The organism is Methylobacterium sp. J-090, from assembly GCF_022829345.1.
GTDB lineage: Bacteria > Pseudomonadota > Alphaproteobacteria > Rhizobiales > Beijerinckiaceae > Methylobacterium.
In genome coordinates this window covers 20,950-42,929 of record NZ_JAKSXV010000067.1, presented here as the reverse complement: position 1 = coordinate 42,929, position 21,980 = coordinate 20,950, and the positions used below count along the sequence as shown (strand labels likewise).

Here is a 21,980-nt window from a genome sequence, read left to right as displayed (position 1 = left end):
AAGCATCAGAAGCGAACCGAGCCGAGGACGGTGAAGCGGTTCGCGTCCGGAATGGAATCGTCCCGGAAGCGGCGCCCGAATTCGAGGGTGAGGGAGGCCAACGGGCCGTCCGGGCCCAAAGGCGCGCCGAAGCGCACGCCGACGCCGACGGAGGAGACGTGGAGCGTGCCGACTTCGAGCGCCGTTGGGCGTTCGAGGTAGAGCGCGCCGGTCACGCCGAAGAGGTAGGGGGAAATCGTGAGCGGCACGCCCTCGGGCGTCACCGTGAAGGGCGTGGCGAGCTCGCTGCGGACGAGCCAGCCGCTGTCGCCGCCGAGGCTGCCGGCGTCGAAGGTCGACAGCTCCTGGAACGAGGCCGTGCCGATCTGCTCGCTGCGCGCCAGGGTCTGGCCGAAGGAGGTTTGGCCGCGGGCGTAGAGGCCGAGCACCAGGGATTCGGCGAGCGGTTGGCTGAAGCTGACCGAGACGTCGACCTTCTGGAACTCGGCATCGGCGCCGAAGCGGGACAGGGGCAGCAGGGGCGTCGCGTCCGCCCGGCTGCGCGCGCCGAGGGCGTCGAGGCCGAACGAGGCCGTGCCGCGCGCCGCGAACAGGCCGCCGGTGGCGACCCGCAGGTCGCCGTCGGCGCTGAAGCGTAGCACGCGCAGCTCGTCGAGGCTCAAGGGGGCGATGACGCCCGGCAGGGCCAGGCCGAGCTTCTCCCGGGTCGCGTCGAAGGCGACCTCGGTGAAGAGGTTGCCGGTGCGGCTGCGCAGGACGGGGTAGCGCAGCCGGAACGACAGGCGGTCGTAGTCGCTCGTGGTCTGGGCGAGGTTGCGCAGCTTGGGCGCCGTGCGGCTGTTGGTGGCCTCGATGTTCAGGGTGAGGCCGTCGGTCCCGAGCGGCAGGATGAAGCCGCCGGATAAGGTGCGCAGGGTCGGGTTGTCGCCGAACAGGCCGCCGATCCCGTCGGCGCGGTCGCCGGTCGGATGGCCCAGCGTGCGGACGTACAGGGTTTCGCCCTGCCCGAACACGGTGTTGGCGTCGAAGCCTCCGCCGACGGAGAAGCCGCCGAGCGCCCGGCCCACGGTGTTGTCGCCGCCGAAATATCCGGTGACGGGCCGATAGGCCCCCTCGATGATGAGAATGGTGCCCCCGGCCGCGCCGCTCGGCTGCAGGGTCGAGCGCAGGGCGACGCCCGGCGTGTCGCCGGCCAAGAGCAGCCGGCGCTCGATCTCGCCGAGCTGCAGGTCGCGGCGGCCGATGAGGGGCGCGATCACCGCCTCGATCCGGCCCCGCGTCGCCTCGGGAAGCCGGCTGGTGTCGATGCGCTCGACGAAGCCGTTGACGACGACGAGGCGGAGCCGGTTGCCGTCCTTCAGCGTCTGGGCCGGCAGCACCACGCGCACCAGGATCGCGCCGGTGCGGACGAAGGCGGCTTCGAGATCGCGGGCGGCGGCGAAGATCTCCGAGGCGGGGATGCGCCGCTCCACGAGGCGGGTCTCTAGGGCGCGCGCCTCGCCGGCGAAGTCCGGGGGCAGGTTCTCGATCGTGACGCCCGACAGGCGCACGGACAGGCGCTCGGCCCCGGCCGGGGTGCCGAGGCCGGGCTGCCCGGAGAAGACCAGCGCGCCGCCCACAGTGTTCTGGTTCGGGCGAAAGCTCGGCGGCGTGATCTGGCTGGCGGTCTGTGCCCAGGCCGGGGGGGCGCCCAGGAGGCCTGCGGCGAGGACGCACCCTGTCGCGAGACTGCGCTTGTTGCCGCTACGATGCCGCTTGCCAAGCATTTGCTCGACGCAATCCGACAACAGAGCAAGGGTGTGATTCGGCCGCATCTTCGAAGTCGCTCGGACGATGTCAGCGCAACAGGACTTCCGTTGTGCTCGACTAGAAATGTCCGGCCGCCGAAGAGGGGTCAATCAGAATCCGGCGTCCTTGCTTAGGACTGGAGATTTGAAAACCAAGTGTATGATTAATGCACCACTTTTTTAAGCTATGGCTCGCCAAACGAATTCTTGTTAAAGATTTATCGATGCTTTGATTTTCCCGAATCGGGAATGATCGTCCGAATCGTTGCTTCGGCATCCGGCCGCGCGGTGGCACCGATTCGGAAATCTAGCAGTCTTTTTTGGACCGGTCCAGATGGATCGGGCCCCCGAACGCCCGTCCGATCACAGGCGGGCGCCGGCCGCCTCCGGCACCGCGCTGGGGCGCGCCAGACCCGCTTCCGTCGCGAGGAACGCCTCCAATTCCTGATCCGTGGGGAACGCGTCGAAGGCCCCGAACGTCCGGGTGGCGATCGCGCCGCAGGCCGCCGCCCGCAGGAGGCATTCGGCGAAGGGGCGGTCGCGGACGAGGCCCGCGGCGAGGCCGGCGGCGAAGGCGTCGCCGGCCCCGATGGTGTCGACGGTCTCGACCGGGATCGCCGCCTGATGGAGCGGGGCGTGGCCCCGGCGGAACGCCACCGCGCCGGCCGCCCCCAGGGTGACGACGACCATCTCCGGCCCTCCGGCCATGAGACGCTGGGCGATCGGGCGATACGCTTCGGCCGGCCCCGCGAGGCCGGCGGAGGGCTCGGTTTCCAAAACTTCCTCGCCCAGGTCTGATTCGAGGCCCAGGTCCGATCCGAGGGCCGCCGCCTCGACCTCGTTGACGACGAGGATCGCCGTGCGCGCGAGGATCTCCGGGTCCATGCGCCGGTGGGGCGAGGGATTGAGCAGGGTCGGCCGGCCGGCCTCCCGCGCCAGGGTGAAGGCGGCCAGGATCGGTGCGTCCGGCGATTCGAAGGTCGCCATCACCAGGACCGCCCCGGACACCGAATCCGCGACGCGCCGGATGTCGGCGGCGGACAGGCGGGCATTGGCGCCGAGATGGACGGCGAGGCAGTTCTCGCCGCGCGCATCGATGAAGCCGACGCCGGCGCCCGTGGAGGTGTCGTGGCGTCCGACCATGTCGGTGGACAATCCGGCGCGCTTGAACGCGGCCAGCGCGAGGTCGGCGAAGGGGTCGCGTCCGATGGCGAACACGCCGTCGACGCGGGCGCCGAGGCGATGCGCCGTCACGGCGAGGTTGAACCCCTTGCCGCCCGGCTCGACGACGAAGCCTGTGGCATCAAGGGACTCACCCGGACGGGGCAAACGTGCTACCTTCACGGTGCACGCAACGACGAAGCTGCCAACGATGAAGATTTCGGTCGATTCCGGCACCTTGGTCATCATCCCTCTCGGTAGAATCAGTTCTTGAACAAACCCAACCTGCGGCTCCTGTCACAACCCAGAGTTGAGAAGTCTCCCGGGGGGCCCGTGTTCGCGCACGATCGGCCCTCGATCATGTCGTACCTGAAGCTCCGGGACGACACGGCGATGCCGCTCTACCAGCAGCTCGAGGAGCAGCTCTGCGTGCTGATCGAGTCCGGCACCCTTCCGGTCGGCACCATCCTGCCCGCCGAGCGCCAGCTCGCCGAGAGCCTCGGGGTCAGCCGCGTCACGGTCCAGCGGGCCTACGTCGCCATGCGGCAGCGGCAATTGCTGATGTCCCAGGGGCGCAAGGGCTTCGTCGTCCGCGGCGTCGGCGACCAGATCCGCCCCGGGATGGACCGGCTCAAGGGGTTCACGGAGGAGATGCGGGAGATCGGCAAGGTGCCGTCCTCGCGCATCCTCGAGCAGACCGTGGTGCAGGACCGCTCGATCTCGTCGATCTTCGGCCTTCCCTCGACGGCGCCGCTGCTCAAGCTCACCCGCGTGCGCTACGGGGACGGAATCCCGATGTCGCGCGAGGTGGCGTGGTACAACCTCACCGTCGCCCCGGCCCTGGAGCACGCCGACCTGTCGGGGTCGGTCTACGCCTATCTCGCCGAGCAGTGCGACGCGCGGCTGGTGAGCTGCGACCAGACCATCGAGGCCACGACCCCGACCCGGCAGGAATGCGACCTGTTCGGGTTCGACGATCCCTTGCCCTGCCTGCTGATCAAGCGTCACAGCTTCGCCCAGGGCGCGCGGATGATCGAGTACGTCGAGGGGCTGTTTCGCGGCGACATGTATCGCTACCGGCTCAAGCTCAACGGCTGAGGCGCGTCGCCCTCCGCCCGACGCGCCGTGACCACGAGGCCCGCCACCGGCTCGCCGCGCTGAAGCCGGAGGGTGTGGCGGCCGACGGTCTCGGGCACGAACCCGGCCGCGACCAGGGCCTCGGTGACGTAGGCCGCGCCGTGGCTGTAGCGGCCGTGATGGTTGAGGGTGAACGATCCGGAGGCGGAATCCTCCGATGCGGCCTCCACCGTGAAGATCAGGCGGCCGTCCGGCCGCAGGGCGTGCCGCGCCGCAAGCAGCGCCCCCGAGAGATCGCCGAAGTAGCACAGGGTGTCGGCCGAGAGGACGAGGTCGTAGGCGCCCGGCCTGTCGCCCAGGAACCGCGTGAGCTCGGCGTGGGCCAGGGCGTGGTAGCAGTCCCGCCGCGCCGCCCGCGCCAGCATCTCCTCCGACAGATCGACGCCGTCGAGGCGGCGCGCCCAAACCGCGACGAGGGGGCCGCACAGGCCCGTCCCGCAGCCGGCGTCCAGGATGTCGAGGGCCGCGCCGGGGGCGACCACGGCGGCGAGGGCGTCGGCCACCAGGGTCGGCGCCCGGTAGTCGAGGCTCTGCAGCTTCCTGTCGAAGCTCGCGGCGAAGCGGTCGAACACCAGGGCGACGTAATCGTCGCTCGCCCTCGCCGGAACGTCCTCCCCGGAGATCGCCGCCCGCAGGTGGCGGGCGGTGACGCTGCCGGGCTCGTCGTCCAGCCAATCGTCGAGGACGGCCACGGCCTTGGCGCGGTCGCCCCGCATGGCGTGCATGTCGGCGAGAAGCCGGCGGGTTTCGGCGTTCCTCGGCTCCAGGGTGAGGGCGCGCTGGTGGCAGGCGGCGGCCTCGTCGAACCGGCCCCGGCTCGCCAGGAGCCGCCCGAGATTGTCATGCGCCTCGCGGTGCGTCGGATCGAGGGCGATGACCCGGCGATAGGCGGCCTCGGAATCGTTGAACCGGTTCAGCGCCCGCAGGGTGACGCCGAGATTGTTGAGGACGTCGAGGTTGGACGGATCGCGCTCGAAGGCGGCGAAGTAGGCCTCGGCGGCCTCCTCCGCCCGCCCGAGCTCGGACAGGACGTTGCCGAGGTTGTTGCGCATCCCGGGATCGTCGCCGTTGAGCGCGATCGCCCGCCGGATCAGGCGCACGGCCTCGTCGGAGCGCCCGGTGGCGTGATGGAGGACGCCGAGATAATGCGTGGCGTCCGGCTGGTCCGGGATGCTCTCGAGGATGCGGCGATAGACCCGCTCGGCGATGACGACCTCGCCCGAGCGGTGGAGCTGCACCGCGAGCTCCAGGGCGTTGTCCACGGGGAGCCGGTGCTGCGTCGGCGGAGCCGGGTCGCGGGCGTCTTCCGGCGCCTCTGCCGGCATGCCCCCGGCCGGTCCGTTCTTCGCCGGTACAGTCATGGCGCCCCCGCCTCGTGAAACCGTCCCACGCAACCTAAGCCTTGCGTATAACCAAAACCAGTCCATAATTCAGGCGCCGCCGCCCTGCGCGACCGCTGCGGCGCGGGGGCGACCCCGATTTCCATCGCCCGCCTTCCGCCGGGGGCCGCGGCGCGAGCCAGACTTCAGTCTCTGAGACTCCCAGACCCGATGACCGACCGATCGCGACGTCCTGCCCCCGCCCGCCGCGCCGCGCCGGCGGTTCGTGCGCGGGGGCCTCATCCGTGACCACGGGCACGCCGGCGGGCAAGGTCACGGGCAGGATCGAGGGCAAGGGCCGGCGCCTGCCCGGTGCCCGGCCGACGGGGTTCAAGGCCGCGCCGCGTGCCGCCCGCAAGCGCGCCCGCCCTCCCGTCTATGTCCTCGTTCTCAGCCTCGCCTGGGCCGCCGGGGCGAGCTGGCTCGCCGTGTCCGGCCACGGCGCGGCGCGGCGCCTCGCCGAGGAGGCCGAGACCCAGCGCCTCGCGCACGAGGACAGGGTCCGCGCCCTGACCCGCCGCCTCGTCGGCGTCGCCAGCCATCAGGTCCTGGAGGAGGAGGGGCTCTCCGGCCGGCTCGCCGACATCATCACCCGCCAGGTCGAGCTCGAGACGCGCCAGGCGCTGCTGGCCGCCATGGCGGAGCGCGCCCTCGCGGGGGTCGCGCCGGGCGCCGCCGCGCCGCCGCCGGTCCCGGAGCGCGACGGCGACCCGGCCCCGGGCAGCCGCCCGCGACGCGGCGCGGAGGGACGGGACCCGGCGGCGCCCGCCGCCGTCCCGCCGGGGCCGCGCCCCGGCCGCGGCACCCGCCTCGACGATCTCCCGGCGCGGGATGGTCCCGCCCTCGCGACGCGCGACCAGTTCGCCCGGATCGAGGCGTCCCTCGGCCGGGTGGAAGCCGGCCAGCACCGGATCGTCCTCACCCTGGCCGATTCGGCGCGGGCGGCGGTCGCGCGGGTCCGCGCGGTCCTCGCCGACCTGCGCGTCGCCCTCGCGCCGGCCCCCGTTCCGTCTCCGGCCGCGCCGGACCCGCGCGATGCCTTCGCGGTGGCCGTGGCCCGGGCCGAAGGGGCCTTCGCCGAGGCGGGGCGCTGGCACGGCGTCACCGACAGCCTGCCCCTGCGCGCGCCCATCGACGGGGCGGCGGCCCTGAGCAGCAATTTCGGGATGCGCGCGGACCCGTTCACCGGCGGGGCGCGGATGCATGCCGGGATGGATTTCCGGTCGCCCCCCGGCACGCCCGTGCGCGCCGCGGCGGGCGGGCGGGTGGTCACGGCGGGGCCGAGCGGCGGCTACGGCAACCTCGTGGAGATCGACCACGGCCACGACCTCGTCACCCGCTACGGCCATCTCTCGGCGATCCAGGTCGCCGTCGATCAGCCCGTCGCCGCCGGGGCGGTGGTCGGCCTCGTCGGCTCGACGGGGCGCTCGACGGGGCCGCACCTGCATTACGAGACCCGCCTGTCCACGGTCCCCGTCGATCCGGCCCGCTTCCTCGCCGCCGGGCGCACCCTGCTGGCGGCGGCCGAGGCGCCGTCCGAATCCCAGGCCGTCCCTCAAGCCGTCCCTCAAGCCGAGGCGCCCGCCGACGCGGCGGATTGAGCCCGCCCGCATCGCGGATCGGCAGGCCCGCCGATGAACGTCCGCGGCCTACTCGGCCGATCGGCCGCGCGAGCAGAGCATCGGGGGGCATCGGGCGACACAAGCGGCCTGCGTCGTCTCGCAGGCGGGTCGGGCGGGGCCGCACGCCGCGAACGCCGCCTTGCACGCCGCCTTGCAGAGCTGCCGGTTCTTCGGATCGAAGCAGGTTCCCCTCGGCGGGCGCCTGACCAGGGGCCGGCCCTCGAACGCCGCGTCGGAATCCCGGACCGGCGGCCGGGATTCGGCCAGGGTCTGGCCGCCGGGCGCGAGGATCACGGCGAGGATGAGGGCGGCGCGCCGCATCGGCTCAACCGCTGATGGCCGGACTGTAGGGGCTGAACGTGTCGTCCTTGCCGGACGACTTCTCGGACGCGTAGCCCATCCCGCAGTGAAGCACGGCCTCCTCGGCCTGCTTGCCACCGGGAACGTCCTCGTCGGCGCCGTTCGTGTGCGCGAGTTCGTGGCAGAGGCTCGCCAAAAGCTGCCAGCGCCCTTCCCGGAACGAGCGCGTGGACATGGCGACCTCGAGACCGGGCGTCTCCCCCCAGCCGTAATTGCTCGCATCGACGATGAAGTTGATCCAGACGTTCCGGTCGGCGACGATCTGGGACAGGGACCGGCCGTGCTTGAGCGATCGGAAGTAGACGTTGGCGGCCGGCTTGTTGGCGGCGATCCAGACCGCCTTGGACCGCGCCCAGCGCATCATCTCCCGGTGTTTCGGCGGGACGGCGATCCAGCCGCTGGCGGATTGGGAACTGGTGTGATCGCCGACATTGATCTGCATCATCGATCCACTCCATCGTTGGCTGACGCTGGTATCGCTTCGTCGATTCGGCCTTGGTTTTCGTTTGCCGGGACTGCGTTTGCTTGCCAAAACTGCGTTCGCTTGCGAGGGCGCCCCTTCACCCCGCGTCCGGCTCCTGACCGCCGTCCCGATACAAGTCGCCCCATTCGGGCTGCCACAGGCCGTCGTGGTCGAGCACGACCAGGGGAACCTTGACCTCGTTGGCGAAGCGGATCGCCGCGCGGAACGCGTCCTTCGGCGGCAATGCGCCGGACGAGAAATCCTTCGGCAGCCGCCCGCCGGTGGCCGAGGCCGGGCAGGTGACGAATCCGGACGACGCCGCGCCGTCCCGCGCCAGGGTGAGCGTCATGGCGTCGTCGGGCGGATGGTCGACCTGTTCGAAGCGGTTGATCGTCATGACGTCGTGCTCCCGATCCCGTCAGGCGAACGTTGCCGGCGAAAGCTGCAATCGGCCGTTCGCGATGCCGATGCCCAGGGCCTGGTTCTGCGCGGAGACGTCGCTCACGATATCGACGGTTCCGGCGTATCCGAGGTAACCGTGCTCGTCGCCACCGGCGAATTCCAGGGAGACATGGGTCTTGAACAGAAGATCCCACGACGTCGTTCGCGCGGGACCGCTGAACGATCGGACATCGTAGTAGCTCTTGCCGGTGAGGGAGAACGGTGGCGACCATGCGGAGACGGGAATGCGGACATGATCCGGCGGATCTTTCTGCATGAGGCTGATCAACGTGTCCGTCACCGCGCTGCCGAGGGTTTTCCGCACGAAGCCGTTCGGTCCGGTGACACTCGCGAACTGACGGTCGAACTCGGCCTCGATGGCGAGGACCTCCGTCAGGACCACCTGAATCTCCTGGCGGAACGGGGCCAGCCTCGGATGCGCGAGCGCCATCCTCAGGGCCTTGACGGCCTTCTGCAGGTAGCGGCGAACGCTGAGGAGATACATCAGGATGGTGAGCAGATCGGAGGTGTTCTTCTTGTGGATCTTTCCGACGAACGCATAGCTCGCCGATTTCTTGCGGTTGTCCCGAAACTCGAACAGGAGGCTGATATCCTCCGGGATCACGAAATCGACGACGAACAGCAGGATTTTGATTTCGGGAATGTCCTCGATGAGCTTGCCGGCGTTCTTCAAAAGGTTCTTGATCTGATACTTGTAGGCCTTCTGAAGGCGCCAGACGATCACCTTGAAGACACCCAGCCCCGCGAGCTTGCCGGCGGTGCCGAGGGATGTGCCGAGGTTTTCCAGGGTCTGTTCCAGAAGGTTTTCGGGAACCCGCTTCACCTCGAAGTCGACTTCGTAGAGTTCGCGGCACTGATAGAGGATGTCTCCCGGATCGATCTCGTCGTAGGCATTGATCGCGGTGATGACCGAGCGGCAATGCTTCTGGCCGACCTCGACGACCTGATCGCTGAACTGAGTCTTCTGCGAATCCTCCGCGAGTTTGCGTTGCTTGCGGGATTCCGTATCGCCCCAGGCGTCCGGGGCGATGACGATCTGGCACTGAGCGGCGACGGCGCTCCGGCGCTTCTGCTTCTCGAACTCGGCGACGATGACCGCGCCGATCGCTTCGATCCTGGCGGCGGACAGGGCTTTGTTCTTGTTGACGTCACCGGTGGCACTCGCCTGGCCGATGGCCGGCACCTTGAACGTGTTGTGCGCCGGGGCGCCCATCGCATCGATCAACTTGATGTAGTGCGGAACGAGAAAATTGCCGATGAAATTGACGTGATACTTGCGCGGAGCGGATGATCCGACGGCAAAATTCTCGAACCGGACGTTGGCGTCGCCGTCGGCCACCTTGCAGTCCGGTGTCGGCAGGTAATGAAACGGGATCTTTGTGACGATACCTTTAGCCATGATCGCATCCTTGTCTATGGTCTCGGTCACAGTCGATGAAGCATGCCGTTCGCGTGAGACGGTTTCTGGTCAGATGCTCTGATAGAAGGCGGCGATCGATGCGAAGAGTGCCTTGGGCAACGGCTTTTCCAAGGTCTTGTCCCCGGCCTCGAAGCGCGTCTTCCAGATCGATGCATACTCTCCGTAGCTTCTCACGTGGCCGCTGTTGTTGATGAAGACCTTCCTGGGCGGCAGCCGGACGGAATTGCCCCCCGGCCCGCCACCCTTGCTCTCGATCAGCTTCTTGATCGGATTCGGGAGCGAGCCTTCCTCGTATTCCTCGTCGCCGGCGCCGAAATCGATGAGGAATTTCTTGCCTTCGCGCTTCGCCCAGACGGAAATCGTTTCCTTGGCTTTGACCTTGAGCTTGAAGGTGAAGCTTTCGCCGTCCCACGACAGCGTGAACAGGCCGTAGCTGTTCGAGTCGTAGGCGTCGTCGAAGGAGTAGTTGTCGCCCATGGGATCGCCACCGTTGCTGTAGGATGCTTGAGTTTCGGCTGTCCTCTGGGGCTGCTCTCTCGTTTCATGCCGTTCGATCGGCGGACGGGTCCGCACCCATCGGGTCTGCGCTCGCATCGTTCCAGTGGTAGACAAATCGCCCGTCCGCGACGCCCATCCGCACCCCCGTCGGCCGATCACCGACGAGCGTCCGGTTCAGGAACTCGCGCGAGAGCGCCGGCAACACGGTGTTGGTGAGGATGTTGTCGATCATCCGGCCGCCCGAATCCGGGTCGTTGCACAGGGCGACGATGTGCTCGACCACCGCGTCGTCGGTGGTGAACGCCGCGCCGTGGTTCTCGGCGATGCGCCGGCCGATGCGGTCGAGCTGGAGCCGGACGATGCCGCCGAGCATGTCGGGCGAGAGCGGCAGGTACGGAATGGTGACGATCCGGCCGAGCAGCGCCGGCGGGAACACCTTGAGCAGGCTCGGGCGCAGGGCCTGGGCGAGGGCCTTGGCATCGGAGGCGTAGCCCGGGTCGCGGGCGAGCTGCAGGATCACGTCGGTGCCGACGTTGGAGGTGAGGATGATGAGCGTGTTCCTAAAGTCGATGCGCCGGCCGGTGCCGTCCTCCATCACGCCCTTGTCGAACACCTGGAAGAAGATCTCGTGGACGTCGGGATGCGCCTTCTCGACCTCGTCGAGGAGGATCACGCTGTAGGGTTTTCGCCGCACGGCCTCGGTGAGGCGCCCGCCCTCGCCGTAGCCGACGTAGCCCGGCGGCGCGCCCTTGAGCGTCGAGACCGTGTGGGCCTCCTGGAACTCGCTCATGTTGATGGTGATCATGTTCTGCTCGCCGCCGTTGAGGGCTTCGGCGAGCGCCAGGGCCGTCTCGGTCTTGCCGACGCCGGAGGGGCCGCAGAGCATGAACACGCCGATGGGCTTGTTCGGGTTGTCGAGCCGGGCCCGGTTGGTCTCGATGCGCTTGGCGATCGCCGCGAGCCCGTGGGTCTGGCCGACCACCCGGCGGTTGAGGATCTCGGGCAGGCGCAGGACGGTCTCGATCTCGTCCTTCACCATCCGCCCCACCGGGATGCCGGTCCAGTCGGCCACCACCGAGGCCACGGCCTGGGCGTCCACGTGGGCGTAGATCATGCGCGCTTCGGGCTCGATGGCCTCCAGGCGCCCGGCGCAGGCCTTCAGCGCCGCCCGCCGGTCCTCGGGTGCGGCGGGCAGGGGGGCGGGGGAGGGGGGATCGGGGGGCGCCACGGCGTCGGCCTCGATCGCCGCGCCGATGGGAACGGGAGCGGCGGTCGCGTCCGAGGCGAGGCCGGCGCGCAGGGCGCGGATCTCCTGCACCAGGGCGGTCTCGTCGCGCCACGCGGTCTCGAGGGCGGCGAGCGTCTCGCCCAGCGCCGCGTGCTCGGCGTCGATGGCGGCGACCCGCGCCTCGTCGCCGTCGCCGAGGTCGCGGTCGGCGACGAGGGCGGCGCGCTCGCCTTCGAGGGCGCGCAGGGTCACCCGCGCATCCGCGATGGCCGCGGGAACCGCGGTCTGGCTGATGGAGACGCGGGCGCTCGCCGTGTCGAGGAGGCTCACCGCCTTGTCGGGCAGCTGGCGCGCCGGGATATAGCGGTGCGACAGGGTCACGGCGGCGACGATCGCCGCGTCCGCGATGCGCACGCCGTGATGCGCCTCCATGGGCGCCAGCAGCCCGCGCAGCATGTCGCAGCACTGCGCCACACCGGGCTCGCCGACCTGGATCGGCTGGAACCGGCGGGTCAGGGCCGGGTCCTTCTCGATGTGCTGGCGGTACTCGGCCCAGGTGGTGGCCGCGATGGTCTTGAGGGTGCCGCGGGCGAGCGCCGGCTTGAGCAGGTTGGCGGCGTCCCCGGTGCCGGCCTGGCCGCCGGCGCCGATGAGGGTGTGGGCCTCGTCGATGAACAGGATGATGGGGACCGGCGAGGCCTGCACCTCGTCGATCACCGCGCGCAGGCGCTGCTCGAACTCGCCCTTCATCGCGGCGCCGGCCTGCATCAGGCCGATGTCGAGGGCGCACAGGCGCACGCCGCGCAGAGGCGGCGGTACGGCGCCGGCGGCGATGGCCTGGGCGAAGCCCTCCACCACGGCGGTCTTGCCGACGCCCGCCTCGCCCGTGAGGATCGGGTTGTTCTGGCGCCGGCGCATGAGCACGTCGATGAGCTGGCGGATCTCCGCGTCGCGCCCGCGGATCGGGTCCATCTCGCCGGCCTGCGCCTTGGCGGTGAGGTCCTGCGAGAAGCGCGCGAGGGCGGTCTGGCCCGTGGCGGCGGCCGCGGCCCCCGGCGTGCCCGCCGCGATGGCGCCCGAGCCGTCCATCGGCCGCAGGTTCTCCTCCTCGGACCGGGCCCAGACGGCGGCGTGCTCGCCCGTCAGCGCGTCCACGGGAATCCGGCCGAACTCGCCCGAGAGCGCCAGCAGGGCGCGGCGCAATTCGCTCGATTTCAGGGCGCCGACGAGGATGTGCCCGGACCGGATCTGGGTCTCGCCGAAGAACAGGGTCGCGTAGTGCCAGCCCCGGTCGAGCAGGTCGATGATCACGTTGGAGATGCCCGGCATCTCGGTCTCGTTGCGGCGCAAGGCGTCGACCGCCCGGGCGAGGTCGGCGGCGAGCCGCGCCCCGTCGAGGCCGTAGCGATCGACCGTGAGGGTGAGGTCGGTGCTCTCCCGCCGCAGGAGGTGGAGCAGCCAGTGGGCCGGCTCGACGTTGCGGTTGCCCGCCCCCTTGGCCGTGCGCAGGGCCTGGATGAAGGCGTCGTAGCCGACCCGGTTGAGCTTGCCCGTGACGGTCTCGAGGCTGATCTCGCTCATGCCTGTGGCCTTCCGGTGTGCGGGGATGGCGGGGCGTCCGGCCGCGCGGCGCGCTCGGCCGGGTGGAAGCGGGCGTCGCGCCGGAACCCGTCCCCGGCGCCGGGCGCCGCCGGGCCGATCCAGCTCGTGTAGCCGAGCCGGCCGAAGCGCCCGAGGCTCACGGGCGCCACGGCCGCCACGGGCAGCGCCAGCTCGACGTCGCAGTCGAGCTCGTCGCCGAGGTAGAAGAAGATCAGGTCGGCGAGCGGCCGGCAGTGTTCGCCGCCGGGCAGCAGCCGCTCGTAGCCGGGCAGGTTGGCGGCGGTGATGCGCAGGCGGATCTTGTCGTCGACGCTGAACACGCTCGATCCGAGGAGCAGGTCGGCGCCGAGGCGGACGTTGGCGCGGCCGAGGCGGCTGCGGTCGCCGGGCTCGAATTCGAGGCGGCTGCCGACGAATTCCTCGACCTCGACGGCGACGCCGAGGAGGCCGGTCAGCGCGTTGCGCAGGCGGGAGGCCGAGCGCGCGGCCGGGGCGAGCAGCCCCGCATAGGCGAGTTTGGCCGCATCCGGCACGGAATCGCGGTCGCGCAGGCAGGGCGAGCCGAGGCCGACGAAGGCGCCGAGATAGGCGGTGAACCGGTCGGATTGCGGGATCTCGGCCTGCGCGATGGGGCGGGCATCGGCCCAGGCCCGGTAGAACAGCTGGAGGAAGCGGTGGTTGAGGATGTCGAGGAAGCGGGCGAAGGCGTCGTCGCGCGCCAGGAACCAGCCATGGGCCTCGTCGGTGACCGAGAGCGGCAGCGGCCCCTGCGGCCCGAGGAGCCCGAGGAACTTCACGAACAGGCGCAGCCGGCCCTGGGCGTCCTCGTCGGCCCGCCCGATGGTCGCCACCGGGAAGGCGAGGTAGGGGTCCTCGCCCAGCGCCACGTAATCGTCGCGCCGCGCGGCGCTGTCGCCGATGCGCGGCTTGTCGGGAAAGCTGCGCTCGATCCGGCGCAGGGCCGCGAGCAGGTCGAAGGCCCAGGGCGCGGCCTGGATGTCCCGGCGGAAGGTCATGGCCGCCTCCCGGCGCCCATCGGCGCGGTGCTCGTCGGCGCGCGGCTCACAGCAGCCTCCGGGCGCCCGAGCGGGGCGGCCAGCGCATGATCTGCCCGCGCTCCACCGTGCGGATCACCGTCTGGGTGAAGTGATTGAGGGAGGCGTATTCGGCGAGGAACCGCTCGAGGATCGCCCCCAGCAGGAACGCGCCGGTGCCCTCGAACGCCTTGTCGTCGAGGGTGACCGTCACCTCCGTGCCCCGGGCGGCGCCGGTGCCGGCCCGCTGGCGCAGGCGCCGCACCACGGGCCGGCTCGCGACGCTGCGCAGGCCGCGGATGCGCCGCTCCACGGCGCTGTCGGAGAGGTCGGCGAACAGGGTGAGCATCTCGCGCAGGGCCTCGCCGCCGCGGCCGCCGCCGCGCTCGACCAGGCCGAGGGGATTGAGCCGCAGCAGGCTGATCAGCCGCCAGGCGACGGCGCCCGCGAAGGTGGTCTCGGTCCGGCTGCGGAGCTGGGCGACCACGGGCTCGCGCGGGCGCGTCGGTCCGGCGGCGCAGGCCACGTCGAGGGCGCCGTCCTCGGTGAAGCGGAAATCGGCGCCGGCCTCGCCCACGGGCAGGTGCTCCGGCAGGTGCCGGTTCGAGCACAGGGCGCGCACGCTGAGCTCGACCACGTCGCTCTCCGCGTCGAGGCCGGCCGGCTCGATCAGGGAGAGGAACACGTCCGTGCCGGTATAGTCCGAGGCCGCGCCGAAGGCGCGCTCCTTGGCCGTGCGCCGGCGCGGCATCCGGCGCAGGGTGTAGTACAGGCCGGTCTGCGGGCCGCCGCCATCGGCGGCGTAGAGCGGCCGCACCACCGCCTTCTCCGGGCGGCCGGGCTGGTGGGCGTAGACCTGCAGCACCCGGTGCGGCTCGAAATCGAGGGCGCGGCTGCGGTCGGGCACGAGGTGGTGCTCGTGCCGGCGGGTCTGCACCGGCACGCGGTCGAGGGTCATCTCGAACAGGTTGATGGCGGGCGCCGCGTAGAGCGCGAAGGCGTCGGGACGCACGGCTGCCGCCATCCGGCCGTTGGCCTCGTCGAAGGTGAAGATCAGGTCGATGGACCGGGCCCTGGCGCGGGACAGGACGCGCGCCAGCCCCGTCAGCCGGAACGCCAGGAACTTGCGCGGGAAGGTGAAGTATTCGCGCAGAAGATCGAACCCGTCGAACAGGCGGTTGTCCTTGGGAAACAGCGCCTCGTCCGCCTCGAAGCCCACGGGCTGGAGATGTTCGACTCCGAGCGCCGTCACCACCGGATCGCCGAACCCGTCGAGGTGGCGCACGAAGATCCCCGTGCAATTGGCGAACAGCTGCTCGTAGAGCGCCACCGCGTCCGCTTCCGGTCCGACGAGGTGGATCGGCAGCGCGTCGATGGCGCAGCCGGCGAACCAGGACATCGGGTCCTCGGCCGCCTTCTGGCCCGTGGCCTCGTCCTCGATCCGGGCCGCCGTGCGGTGGGTCAGGGTCAGCCGTAGCCCCGCCACGGCGTCGGCCCCGACGCCGAGGGCCTGGATCGGGCCGGCATGGGCAAGGTACTCGGCGGCCGTGAGCTCGAACGGCCAGAGCCGGATGTCGGCGCAGAGCCCGTAGCGGCAGGCGATCCGCCGCTCCCGCTCGCGATAGGTCGCCTCGAGATGGGCGCCGCGCAGGATGCGGGGGCCGTCGCGCAGGGCCGGATCGCCATAAGCGGGCTTGACCCGCGCGAGGAGCACCGAGGGGGTCGGCGCGAGGTAGTTGGGAACGAGCTGTTCCAGCAGGTTCTGGGTGAATTCCGGGAATTCGTGCTTGATCTTCAGCTGGACCCGGGCCGCCAGGAAGGCCGTGCCCTCCAGCAGGCCGGCGATCATCGGATCGGCCCGCTCGTCCAGGAGGCCGCCGAGGCGCTCGGCGATGCCGGGAAACTCCTCGGCGAACTCGTGCGCCTGCTCCTGCAGCAGGCCGAGCTCGCGATTGTAGAGATCGAGGAATTCCCGGTTCATGGCGGGGTCTTCATGGCAAAGTCTTCATGAGGCTGTCTTCATGGCGGCGTCACCGGTAGCGGACCGCGATCTTGCCGGTGTCCTGCTCGAGGTCGGCGACGAACTCGACCGGCAGGTTGAGGGGATCGCAATCGATCTCGGCGCGCACCACGAACCGCAGCTTCAGCTCCGCCGGATCGACGGTGTCGTCGCGCCAGGCGACCACGGTGCCGGCGGCCAGACGCGGCTCGAAGAGCGTGAGCGCGGTCTCTATCTCGGCGGCGATCTCCGCCACCGCCCCCTCGTCGATGGAGCGCCGCGAGATGTCGGTGAAGCCGTAGTTCAGGATCGAGCGGGCCACCGCCGGAAAGTCCGTCACGTCGGTGCTGGCGGCGAAGTTGACGGTGTTCATGAGGTCCTCCAGGTCGCGCGCCACGCCGCGCTGGAGGTCCGCCGCGCTCATCGCCGCGCGGGCCCCGCCCCTGCGCCCCGCGATGACGCGCTCGCCCGCTTCGTCCCGCTGGTCGATGCGCAGGCGCGCGTCGCGGTGCCCGTGCGCCTGGCGGAACGCCTCGGCGAGGGGGAGGCGGACGCGGGTTGAGCTGCCCTTGCGGGTCATCGGAGGGCCTCGCGGGTCGTCGGACTGCCTCAATGGCAGACGCCCGATCGCCGCTGGTCCGCGCCTTCTGGCGCGACAGGGCGACGGGCGTTTCGTGAGGGACGCCGGAGCACCGTGCCCGTGGGCCCGGACCCGGCCTTCGGTCCCGAATGGGCGCGATCCCCGCAACGGAACCGCGCCTTTCTCCCGCCGGGTGTCGCCGGCGCGGCGCCGGCGGCGTGGTCGCCTACTTCTCGCCCTTGGCGATGTTCCAGGTCGCCTCGACCTCGGGGCCGGCGCTGCCGTCCTTGGCCTGGGTGGTGTAGACGTACTTGAACTTCGCGAAGTTGAGGGTGACGTTCTCCGTCAGCCGGTCCTCGCCGCCCGAGCCGCCGACGGAGACGTGCGTCACGATCAGATCCTCCATCTCGATCTTCACGTATTCCACCGGCTTGTCGCCGGCCTTGCGGACGATCAGGGACGCCTTGGGGATATGCTTGCCGCTGCAGCAATGGGACGAGAGCGGCGGGCTCGCCTTGTCGATATACTTGGTGATGCTCAGATCCTGCACCGAGACCTTGCCCGACCCGCCGCCGGAGCCCATGTGCGACGTGCCCGACTGGGCCATGCCCCAGGACCAGGCCAGGACGTCGATCTCCTCCTTGTGCTTGCCGTCCTGCGACTCGCCCTTGATCCCGTCGATCTTGAGAAACATGTCGACTGCCATGACGCACTCCCGTGTTGGATGGTTGGCCCGTATGGATGGGTTGGATTGACTGGACGCACGCTGAAGGGAACGCGGAGGCTGTGCGTGTCACGCCGGCCGGTGCCGGGGCGGCGCTACTGGGACGGCGCCGGGAGCCGCGAGACGAGGCTCATGCCGATATCCATGCCTTCGAGCTGGTAGTGCGGACGAAGGTAGAACCGGGCCGAGTAGTACCCCGGGTTCTCCTCGTTCTCGAAGATGTCGACCCGCGCGTCGGCGAGGGGCTTGCGGGCCTTGGTCTGCTCGCTCGAATTGGTCGGATCACCGTCGACGTACTGGTTGATCCATTCCTGCAGCCACTTGGTGAGCTGATCTTTTTCCTTGGTCGACCCGATCTTGTCGCGCACCATGCATTTCAAGTAATGCGCGAAGCGTGACACGGCGAACATGTAGGGCAGGCGCGCCGACAGGTTGTCGGAGGCGGTGGCCTCGACGCCCTTCTCGCCGTAGAAGGTTTTCGGCTTGTAGACCGACTGCGCGCCGATGAAGGCGGCCTTGTCGGTGTTCTTGCGGTGGATCAGCGGGATCAGGCCGGCCTTGGCGAGTTCCGCCTCGCGCCGGTCGCTGATGGCGATCTCGGTGGGGCACTTGAGGTCGACGCCGCCGTCATCCGTCGGGAAGGTGTGGTTGGGGAGGTTGACCACCTCGCCGCCGGACTGGACGCCGCGGATCCGCACGGTCCAGCCGCATTCCTTGTAGGCGCGGTTGATGTTCACCGCCATGGCGTAGGCGGCGTTCATCCAGGCGTAGCTCTCGCCCGCATGCCCGTCCGTCGTCTCCTCGAAGGCGAATTCCTCCACCGGCTCGGTCTTGGCGCCGTAGGGCAGGCGCGACAGCACGCGCGGCATGCACAGGCCGAGGTAGCGCGAATCCGGCGCGTCGCGCAGGGACTTCCACGGACCGTAATCGGGCGTCTCGAAGATCTTGCCGAGGTCGCGCGGGTTGGCGAGTTCGGTGTAGCTGTCCATGCCGAGCAGCATCGGATCGGCCCCGGCGAAGAACGGCGCGTGGGCGGCACCGGCGATCTTGCTCAGGTCGCGCAGCAGCTGCACGTCGGTCGGCAGGTGGCTGAAATGGTAATCCGCCACGAGGCAGCCGTAGGGCTCGCCGCCGAGCTGGCCGAACTCGGATTCGTAGACCTTCTTGAACAGCGGGCTCTGGTCCCAGCGTGCGCCGGGATACATCTTGAGATTGCGCGACAGCTCGGTCTTCGAGATGTTCATCACCTTGATCTTCAGGCTCGCATCGGTTTCCGAGTTGAAGACCAGGTAGTTCAGCCCGCGCCACGCGCTCTCGATCTTCTGGAATTCCTGCGCGTGCAGGATCTCGTTGACCTGGAGCGTGAGCTTCTCGTCGATCCGGGCGATCATCTCCTCGATGGTGTCGAGGACGTCGTCCTTGATGAGGCTGGTATCGGCCAGGGCCTGGCGCACCAGGGTGCCCACCGCGTTCTCGACCTCCGTCGCCGCGCGCTCGGTGCGCGGCTTGAAGCTCTGCTTGAGCAGGCTCGAGAATTCGTCGGCTTCCACCGTTCCGACTTGCGCCGTCCCGACTTGCGCGCCGACGGCCTGACCACTCAGTTCGTTCGTTCCGGATGCCATCTTCGTCTCTCGCAACGCGCCGGGGAATGGGCTCTCGGGGGCTTCGAGGATCAGGATGCGGGGCCGGACGTGTCGGGCGCCTTCACCGGTTCAGACCCCCGGGCCTGCTCGGCCATCCTGTCCTTGAGGGAGGCCATCAGGGCCGGGTCCTTCAGCAGGGCCTTGATCTGGTCGCTGGCAGCGACCTTGCCGTCCATGTAGCGCAGGAGGTTCGCGAGCTGGTCGCGCGCTTCCAGCAGCTTTGCCAGGGATGGAACCTGGCGCGCGATGGCCGCCGGGCTGAAATCGTCCATCTTCCGGAAGTTCAGCTGCACCGGCATCTTCACGTCGGCATCGCCCGAGAGCTTGTCCTGAATGGTGAAGGCCACGCCCGGCGCGACCGCGGCCATGCGCTGGTCGAAATTGTCCATGTCGAACTCGGTCATCTTCCGGTCGGCGACGTCCGCCTTCTCCACCGGGGAGGCGTTCCCCGAAAGATCGGCTAGGACGCCCATGACGAACGGAAGCTCGATGTTCTTCTCGGCGTCGTAGGGATCTTCGTAGGTGATGTGGACGCGCGGGGCCCTGTTGCGCTTGATGAACTTCTGACCGGAATCAGACATCTCGCCTCCCCCTCGCACGATTGCAGTGTAAACAAGACAACGCCGCCCCACGCGCCGTGATGGGACGCGGCTCGTTTTGCCGAAGACTGAATTTCAACCTCGACAGTACCAAAAGCAGTCCAACAGATTTCAGGCGGCGATGCAAGGGGTGCTTGCGGATGCGGCCCCGAAAAGATGCGGCCCGGAACGGCCGCGCGTCCGGGCTGCGCGCAAGTGGCCCTAGGACCCGTCGGCCCCGAGGGCGAGATCCGGGAGGACGTCCCTGAGAATGCTGAGGAAATCCCGCTCGATCAGGCCCGTGGCGCGGTCGAGGAGCAGGGGGATCGGGCTCGATGGCTCGGCCGACCGGTAGAACTGGCCGACCTCCACCAGCAGGGCTACGGCCTCGGCCCGCGTCGCGGCCCGGACCCTTTCGGTCCCGGCTTCGGACTCCGCGTCCGGCGCCCCGGCCTCCGATTCGGGGTCCGAATCGGCGCCGTCCTCGCGGGGCACCGCCTCGAGCTGGCCGAAGGACAGCCGCAGGGGGCTGCCGGCGCCGATGGCGATGACCGCCGCGGCGGCGTGATCCGGGATCAGGATGCTCATCACGTCGAGGAACGATTTGCCCACCAGCATCTGGGCCTGGCGGGTGAGGAGCTCGGCCGGGCTCGAGGGTTCCGAGCGGCGCAGGTACGAAGCCGCCGCCGCGAGGGCGGCGGACGCGTCCCGCACACCCGTGATCCGGCCGGCCCGCACGGCCCCCGCGGGCGGTCCGCCGGCGGTCTCTGCCGATCCCGCCGGGCCATCCGGTCCGTCGGGCCCGGCCGCCGCGGCGCCGGGGACGACGCCCGTGCGCGCCTGGATCGCCGGCCGGACCAGGGCGAGGGCCCGCCCGACCAGGGTGGACAGCCGTGTGAGGGACAGGGCCTGATCGTAGCCGGCATTCGCCACGCAGGTCTCGCGGATGGCGGCGGCGGCGGTCTCGATGGCGGCGAGCCGGGCGGCCGTGGCCTGCAGCGCGTCGAGATCCGCCTCCGCGAAGGCGCGGTCGAGGGCGGCGCGGTCGACGGGCGGTTCGCCCTCCCGCGCGGCGGCCTCGCCGTGGGCGACCATCACGGTCCGGAAGCTGATGGGGCCGTGGCGCCGGTTCTCGCACAGGGCGATGTGCTGCACCGGGAGCACCACCGTCGGCATGTCGTCGAAGGTCTGCAGGACGGCGGTGCGGAAGGAGAAATCCGCCCCCTCGCCGCGCGGGTGCACGTCGGCCCACGCCGCCCGCAGCAGGGCCGCGCTGACCGTCAGGGCCTCGGCGAGGCCGCCCAGGTCCCGGTTCAGGGCGTGGAGGCGCCCGAGCAGCGTCAGGAGCCGCAGGTCGCGCGTCGCGTCGAGGAGGGCGACGACGCGCGTCAGGGCGCCCGGGATGTCGATGGACGCGCGATCGAAGACCTGCTGGCGCCCCTCGTCGTCGCGGGTGAAGAACGACAGGGGCAGCAGGCCTTCGACGAAGGCGACGCATTGCAGGTATTCCGGGTCTCCCTCCGCGTCGAGGTCGGGGCCGCACGGCGCGTCCGCCGAGATCGGCGCGCTCAGGCGCGCTGCATCGTCCGTCGCCATCCCCGGCTCGCGTCCCTGTTCTTCGTGAGAGGCCTGCCCGCGCGAAAAAATTATTCGGTCTTCAGGCGAGTCTCGACGCGGCGGTTGGCGCTCGACATCGGGTCCTTGGTGAGGGGACGCTGCTTGCCGAGACCCCGGGCCACGAGGCGCGAGTCCGGCACGCCCTTGTTCCGGAGGTAGTCCACCACCGCGCTGGCGCGGCGCATGGAGAGGTCGAGGTTGTAGGCGTCGCCGCCGATCCCGTCCGTGTGTCCCTCGACGAGGAAGGAGCCGCCGGGCAGGTTCGGGTCCTTCAGCGCGGCGGCGAACTCGTCGAGATTCGCCCGCGCCAGGCCCGTCAGGATCGACGAGTTGTACTCGAACTGGACGCGCAGATCGAAGCTGTCGACAGCCTTGGTCCGATCTGGTATTTCTTTGGAGCACTCGCTCTCGGTTCCGATGCAGAGGGAGCGCGTCGCGCCGAGATCGGGCTTGCGGGAGAAGTGGCTGACGATGTCGGACGCTTTGTAGGCAGGGCCAGCCAGCGCGACGGTGTTCATGAGAGCGAAAGCCGCCGCGCCTGTAAGAAATCCCCGGAACGATGTCATGCGCTCAGTCCCCCTCGATTTCGCGCGATTCATGTCACCGGATCATCTCTGCGTCAATCCTTGAAAACAGAACTGCGCAAAGGATTTTGTCTTGAACGATGGTCTCCACGGTGATCGCGG

19 protein-coding genes are annotated in these 21,980 nt (G+C 69.9%); 2 read left to right on the top strand and 17 right to left on the bottom strand.

Annotated elements, in window-relative coordinates; translation table 11 throughout:
• Nucleotides 1–5: 5 nt before the first annotated feature.
• Together MKK49_RS10700 and MKK49_RS10695 are read right to left on the bottom strand one after the other, a co-directional pair.
• A complete protein-coding gene (locus MKK49_RS10700; RefSeq protein ID WP_244028242.1) occupies nucleotides 6–1,766 on the bottom strand; it encodes a ShlB/FhaC/HecB family hemolysin secretion/activation protein in 1,761 nt (586 codons plus the stop codon).
• A gap of 384 nt (nucleotides 1,767–2,150) precedes the next feature.
• A complete protein-coding gene (locus MKK49_RS10695) occupies nucleotides 2,151–3,197 on the bottom strand; it encodes a PfkB family carbohydrate kinase (protein WP_244028241.1) in 1,047 nt (348 codons plus the stop codon).
• Between the two features lie 111 nt (nucleotides 3,198–3,308).
• Here MKK49_RS10695 and MKK49_RS10690 point away from each other — a divergent pair, with 111 nt between their 5' ends.
• On the top strand, nucleotides 3,309–4,046 hold the full coding sequence (locus MKK49_RS10690) for a GntR family transcriptional regulator (RefSeq protein ID WP_244028240.1): 738 nt from the start codon (nucleotides 3,309–3,311) through the stop codon (nucleotides 4,044–4,046).
• On the opposite strand, the gene MKK49_RS10685 is transcribed toward MKK49_RS10690, so the two are convergent.
• The gene (locus MKK49_RS10685) at nucleotides 4,022–5,446 is read right to left on the bottom strand and encodes a tetratricopeptide repeat protein (protein ID WP_244028239.1); all 1,425 of its coding nucleotides are present in this window, start codon (nucleotides 5,444–5,446) and stop codon (nucleotides 4,022–4,024) included. The genes MKK49_RS10690 and MKK49_RS10685 overlap by 25 nt on opposite strands.
• Nucleotides 5,447–5,709: 263 nt before the next feature.
• On the opposite strand from MKK49_RS10685, the gene MKK49_RS24650 reads away from it, so the two are divergent.
• Nucleotides 5,710–7,065, top strand: coding sequence for a M23 family metallopeptidase (locus tag MKK49_RS24650; protein WP_244028238.1), 1,356 nt, complete (start codon nucleotides 5,710–5,712; stop codon nucleotides 7,063–7,065).
• Between the two features lie 48 nt (nucleotides 7,066–7,113).
• Here the strand turns inward: MKK49_RS24650 and MKK49_RS10675 are convergent, their stop codons facing one another.
• The 14 genes from MKK49_RS10675 to MKK49_RS10610 all read right to left on the bottom strand — a co-directional run bounded on the left by MKK49_RS10675 (nucleotide 7,114) and on the right by MKK49_RS10610 (nucleotide 21,860).
• Nucleotides 7,114–7,407 (bottom strand): hypothetical protein, encoded by a 294-nt coding sequence (locus MKK49_RS10675; protein ID WP_244028236.1) that lies wholly within the window; start codon nucleotides 7,405–7,407, stop codon nucleotides 7,114–7,116.
• 4 nt (nucleotides 7,408–7,411) lie between these two features.
• Complete coding sequence (locus MKK49_RS10670) at nucleotides 7,412–7,891, bottom strand: hypothetical protein (protein WP_244028235.1); 480 nt, start codon at nucleotides 7,889–7,891, stop codon at nucleotides 7,412–7,414.
• A gap of 115 nt (nucleotides 7,892–8,006) precedes the next feature.
• Nucleotides 8,007–8,306, bottom strand: coding sequence for a hypothetical protein (locus tag MKK49_RS10665; protein ID WP_244028234.1), 300 nt, complete (start codon nucleotides 8,304–8,306; stop codon nucleotides 8,007–8,009).
• A gap of 21 nt (nucleotides 8,307–8,327) precedes the next feature.
• A complete protein-coding gene (locus MKK49_RS10660; protein WP_244028233.1) occupies nucleotides 8,328–9,770 on the bottom strand; it encodes a hypothetical protein in 1,443 nt (480 codons plus the stop codon).
• A gap of 69 nt (nucleotides 9,771–9,839) precedes the next feature.
• The gene (locus MKK49_RS10655; protein ID WP_244028231.1) at nucleotides 9,840–10,268 is read right to left on the bottom strand and encodes a hypothetical protein; all 429 of its coding nucleotides are present in this window, start codon (nucleotides 10,266–10,268) and stop codon (nucleotides 9,840–9,842) included.
• A gap of 64 nt (nucleotides 10,269–10,332) precedes the next feature.
• Entirely contained in the window at nucleotides 10,333–13,098 is a 2,766-nt protein-coding gene (gene tssH / locus MKK49_RS10650; protein ID WP_244028229.1) for a type VI secretion system ATPase TssH, read from the bottom strand.
• Nucleotides 13,095–14,135, bottom strand: coding sequence for a type VI secretion system baseplate subunit TssG (gene tssG, locus MKK49_RS10645; protein WP_244028227.1), 1,041 nt, complete (start codon nucleotides 14,133–14,135; stop codon nucleotides 13,095–13,097). The genes tssH and tssG overlap by 4 nt, the downstream gene beginning before the upstream one ends.
• A 46-nt stretch (nucleotides 14,136–14,181) precedes the next feature.
• Nucleotides 14,182–16,134, bottom strand: coding sequence for a type VI secretion system baseplate subunit TssF (gene tssF / locus MKK49_RS10640; RefSeq protein ID WP_244028226.1), 1,953 nt, complete (start codon nucleotides 16,132–16,134; stop codon nucleotides 14,182–14,184).
• 49 nt (nucleotides 16,135–16,183) lie between these two features.
• Entirely contained in the window at nucleotides 16,184–16,732 is a 549-nt protein-coding gene (gene tssE, locus MKK49_RS10635; protein WP_244028225.1) for a type VI secretion system baseplate subunit TssE, read from the bottom strand.
• A gap of 226 nt (nucleotides 16,733–16,958) precedes the next feature.
• Complete coding sequence (locus tag MKK49_RS10630; RefSeq protein WP_244028224.1) at nucleotides 16,959–17,438, bottom strand: Hcp family type VI secretion system effector; 480 nt, start codon at nucleotides 17,436–17,438, stop codon at nucleotides 16,959–16,961.
• Between the two features lie 113 nt (nucleotides 17,439–17,551).
• A complete protein-coding gene (gene tssC / locus MKK49_RS10625; RefSeq protein WP_244028223.1) occupies nucleotides 17,552–19,078 on the bottom strand; it encodes a type VI secretion system contractile sheath large subunit in 1,527 nt (508 codons plus the stop codon).
• A gap of 50 nt (nucleotides 19,079–19,128) precedes the next feature.
• The gene (gene tssB, locus MKK49_RS10620; protein WP_244028222.1) at nucleotides 19,129–19,680 is read right to left on the bottom strand and encodes a type VI secretion system contractile sheath small subunit; all 552 of its coding nucleotides are present in this window, start codon (nucleotides 19,678–19,680) and stop codon (nucleotides 19,129–19,131) included.
• A 219-nt stretch (nucleotides 19,681–19,899) separates the two neighbouring features.
• Nucleotides 19,900–21,273: an ImpA family type VI secretion system protein gene (locus tag MKK49_RS10615; RefSeq protein WP_244028221.1), complete on the bottom strand. Its 1,374-nt coding sequence runs from the start codon at nucleotides 21,271–21,273 to the stop codon at nucleotides 19,900–19,902.
• Nucleotides 21,274–21,323: 50 nt separating this feature from the next.
• Nucleotides 21,324–21,860, bottom strand: coding sequence for an OmpA family protein (locus MKK49_RS10610; RefSeq protein WP_244028219.1), 537 nt, complete (start codon nucleotides 21,858–21,860; stop codon nucleotides 21,324–21,326).
• Nucleotides 21,861–21,980: the final 120 nt, after the last annotated feature.

Coding starts and splice junctions, on each gene's coding strand:
- MKK49_RS10700 (WP_244028242.1), bottom strand. CDS start 1,766: ATGCTTGGCAAGCGGCATCGTAGCGGCAACAAGCGCAGTCTCGCGACA.
- MKK49_RS10695 (WP_244028241.1), bottom strand. CDS start 3,197: ATGATGACCAAGGTGCCGGAATCGACCGAAATCTTCATCGTTGGCAGC.
- MKK49_RS10690 (WP_244028240.1), top strand. CDS start 3,309: ATGTCGTACCTGAAGCTCCGGGACGACACGGCGATGCCGCTCTACCAG.
- MKK49_RS10685 (WP_244028239.1), bottom strand. CDS start 5,446: ATGACTGTACCGGCGAAGAACGGACCGGCCGGGGGCATGCCGGCAGAG.
- MKK49_RS10675 (WP_244028236.1), bottom strand. CDS start 7,407: ATGCGGCGCGCCGCCCTCATCCTCGCCGTGATCCTCGCGCCCGGCGGC.
- MKK49_RS10670 (WP_244028235.1), bottom strand. CDS start 7,891: ATGATGCAGATCAATGTCGGCGATCACACCAGTTCCCAATCCGCCAGC.
- MKK49_RS10665 (WP_244028234.1), bottom strand. CDS start 8,306: ATGACGATCAACCGCTTCGAACAGGTCGACCATCCGCCCGACGACGCC.
- MKK49_RS10660 (WP_244028233.1), bottom strand. CDS start 9,770: ATGGCTAAAGGTATCGTCACAAAGATCCCGTTTCATTACCTGCCGACA.
- MKK49_RS10655 (WP_244028231.1), bottom strand. CDS start 10,268: ATGGGCGACAACTACTCCTTCGACGACGCCTACGACTCGAACAGCTAC.
- tssH (WP_244028229.1), bottom strand. CDS start 13,098: ATGAGCGAGATCAGCCTCGAGACCGTCACGGGCAAGCTCAACCGGGTC.
- tssG (WP_244028227.1), bottom strand. CDS start 14,135: ATGACCTTCCGCCGGGACATCCAGGCCGCGCCCTGGGCCTTCGACCTG.
- tssF (WP_244028226.1), bottom strand. CDS start 16,134: ATGAACCGGGAATTCCTCGATCTCTACAATCGCGAGCTCGGCCTGCTG.
- tssE (WP_244028225.1), bottom strand. CDS start 16,732: ATGACCCGCAAGGGCAGCTCAACCCGCGTCCGCCTCCCCCTCGCCGAG.
- MKK49_RS10630 (WP_244028224.1), bottom strand. CDS start 17,438: ATGGCAGTCGACATGTTTCTCAAGATCGACGGGATCAAGGGCGAGTCG.
- tssC (WP_244028223.1), bottom strand. CDS start 19,078: ATGGCATCCGGAACGAACGAACTGAGTGGTCAGGCCGTCGGCGCGCAA.
- tssB (WP_244028222.1), bottom strand. CDS start 19,680: ATGTCTGATTCCGGTCAGAAGTTCATCAAGCGCAACAGGGCCCCGCGC.
- MKK49_RS10615 (WP_244028221.1), bottom strand. CDS start 21,273: ATGGCGACGGACGATGCAGCGCGCCTGAGCGCGCCGATCTCGGCGGAC.
- MKK49_RS10610 (WP_244028219.1), bottom strand. CDS start 21,860: ATGACATCGTTCCGGGGATTTCTTACAGGCGCGGCGGCTTTCGCTCTC.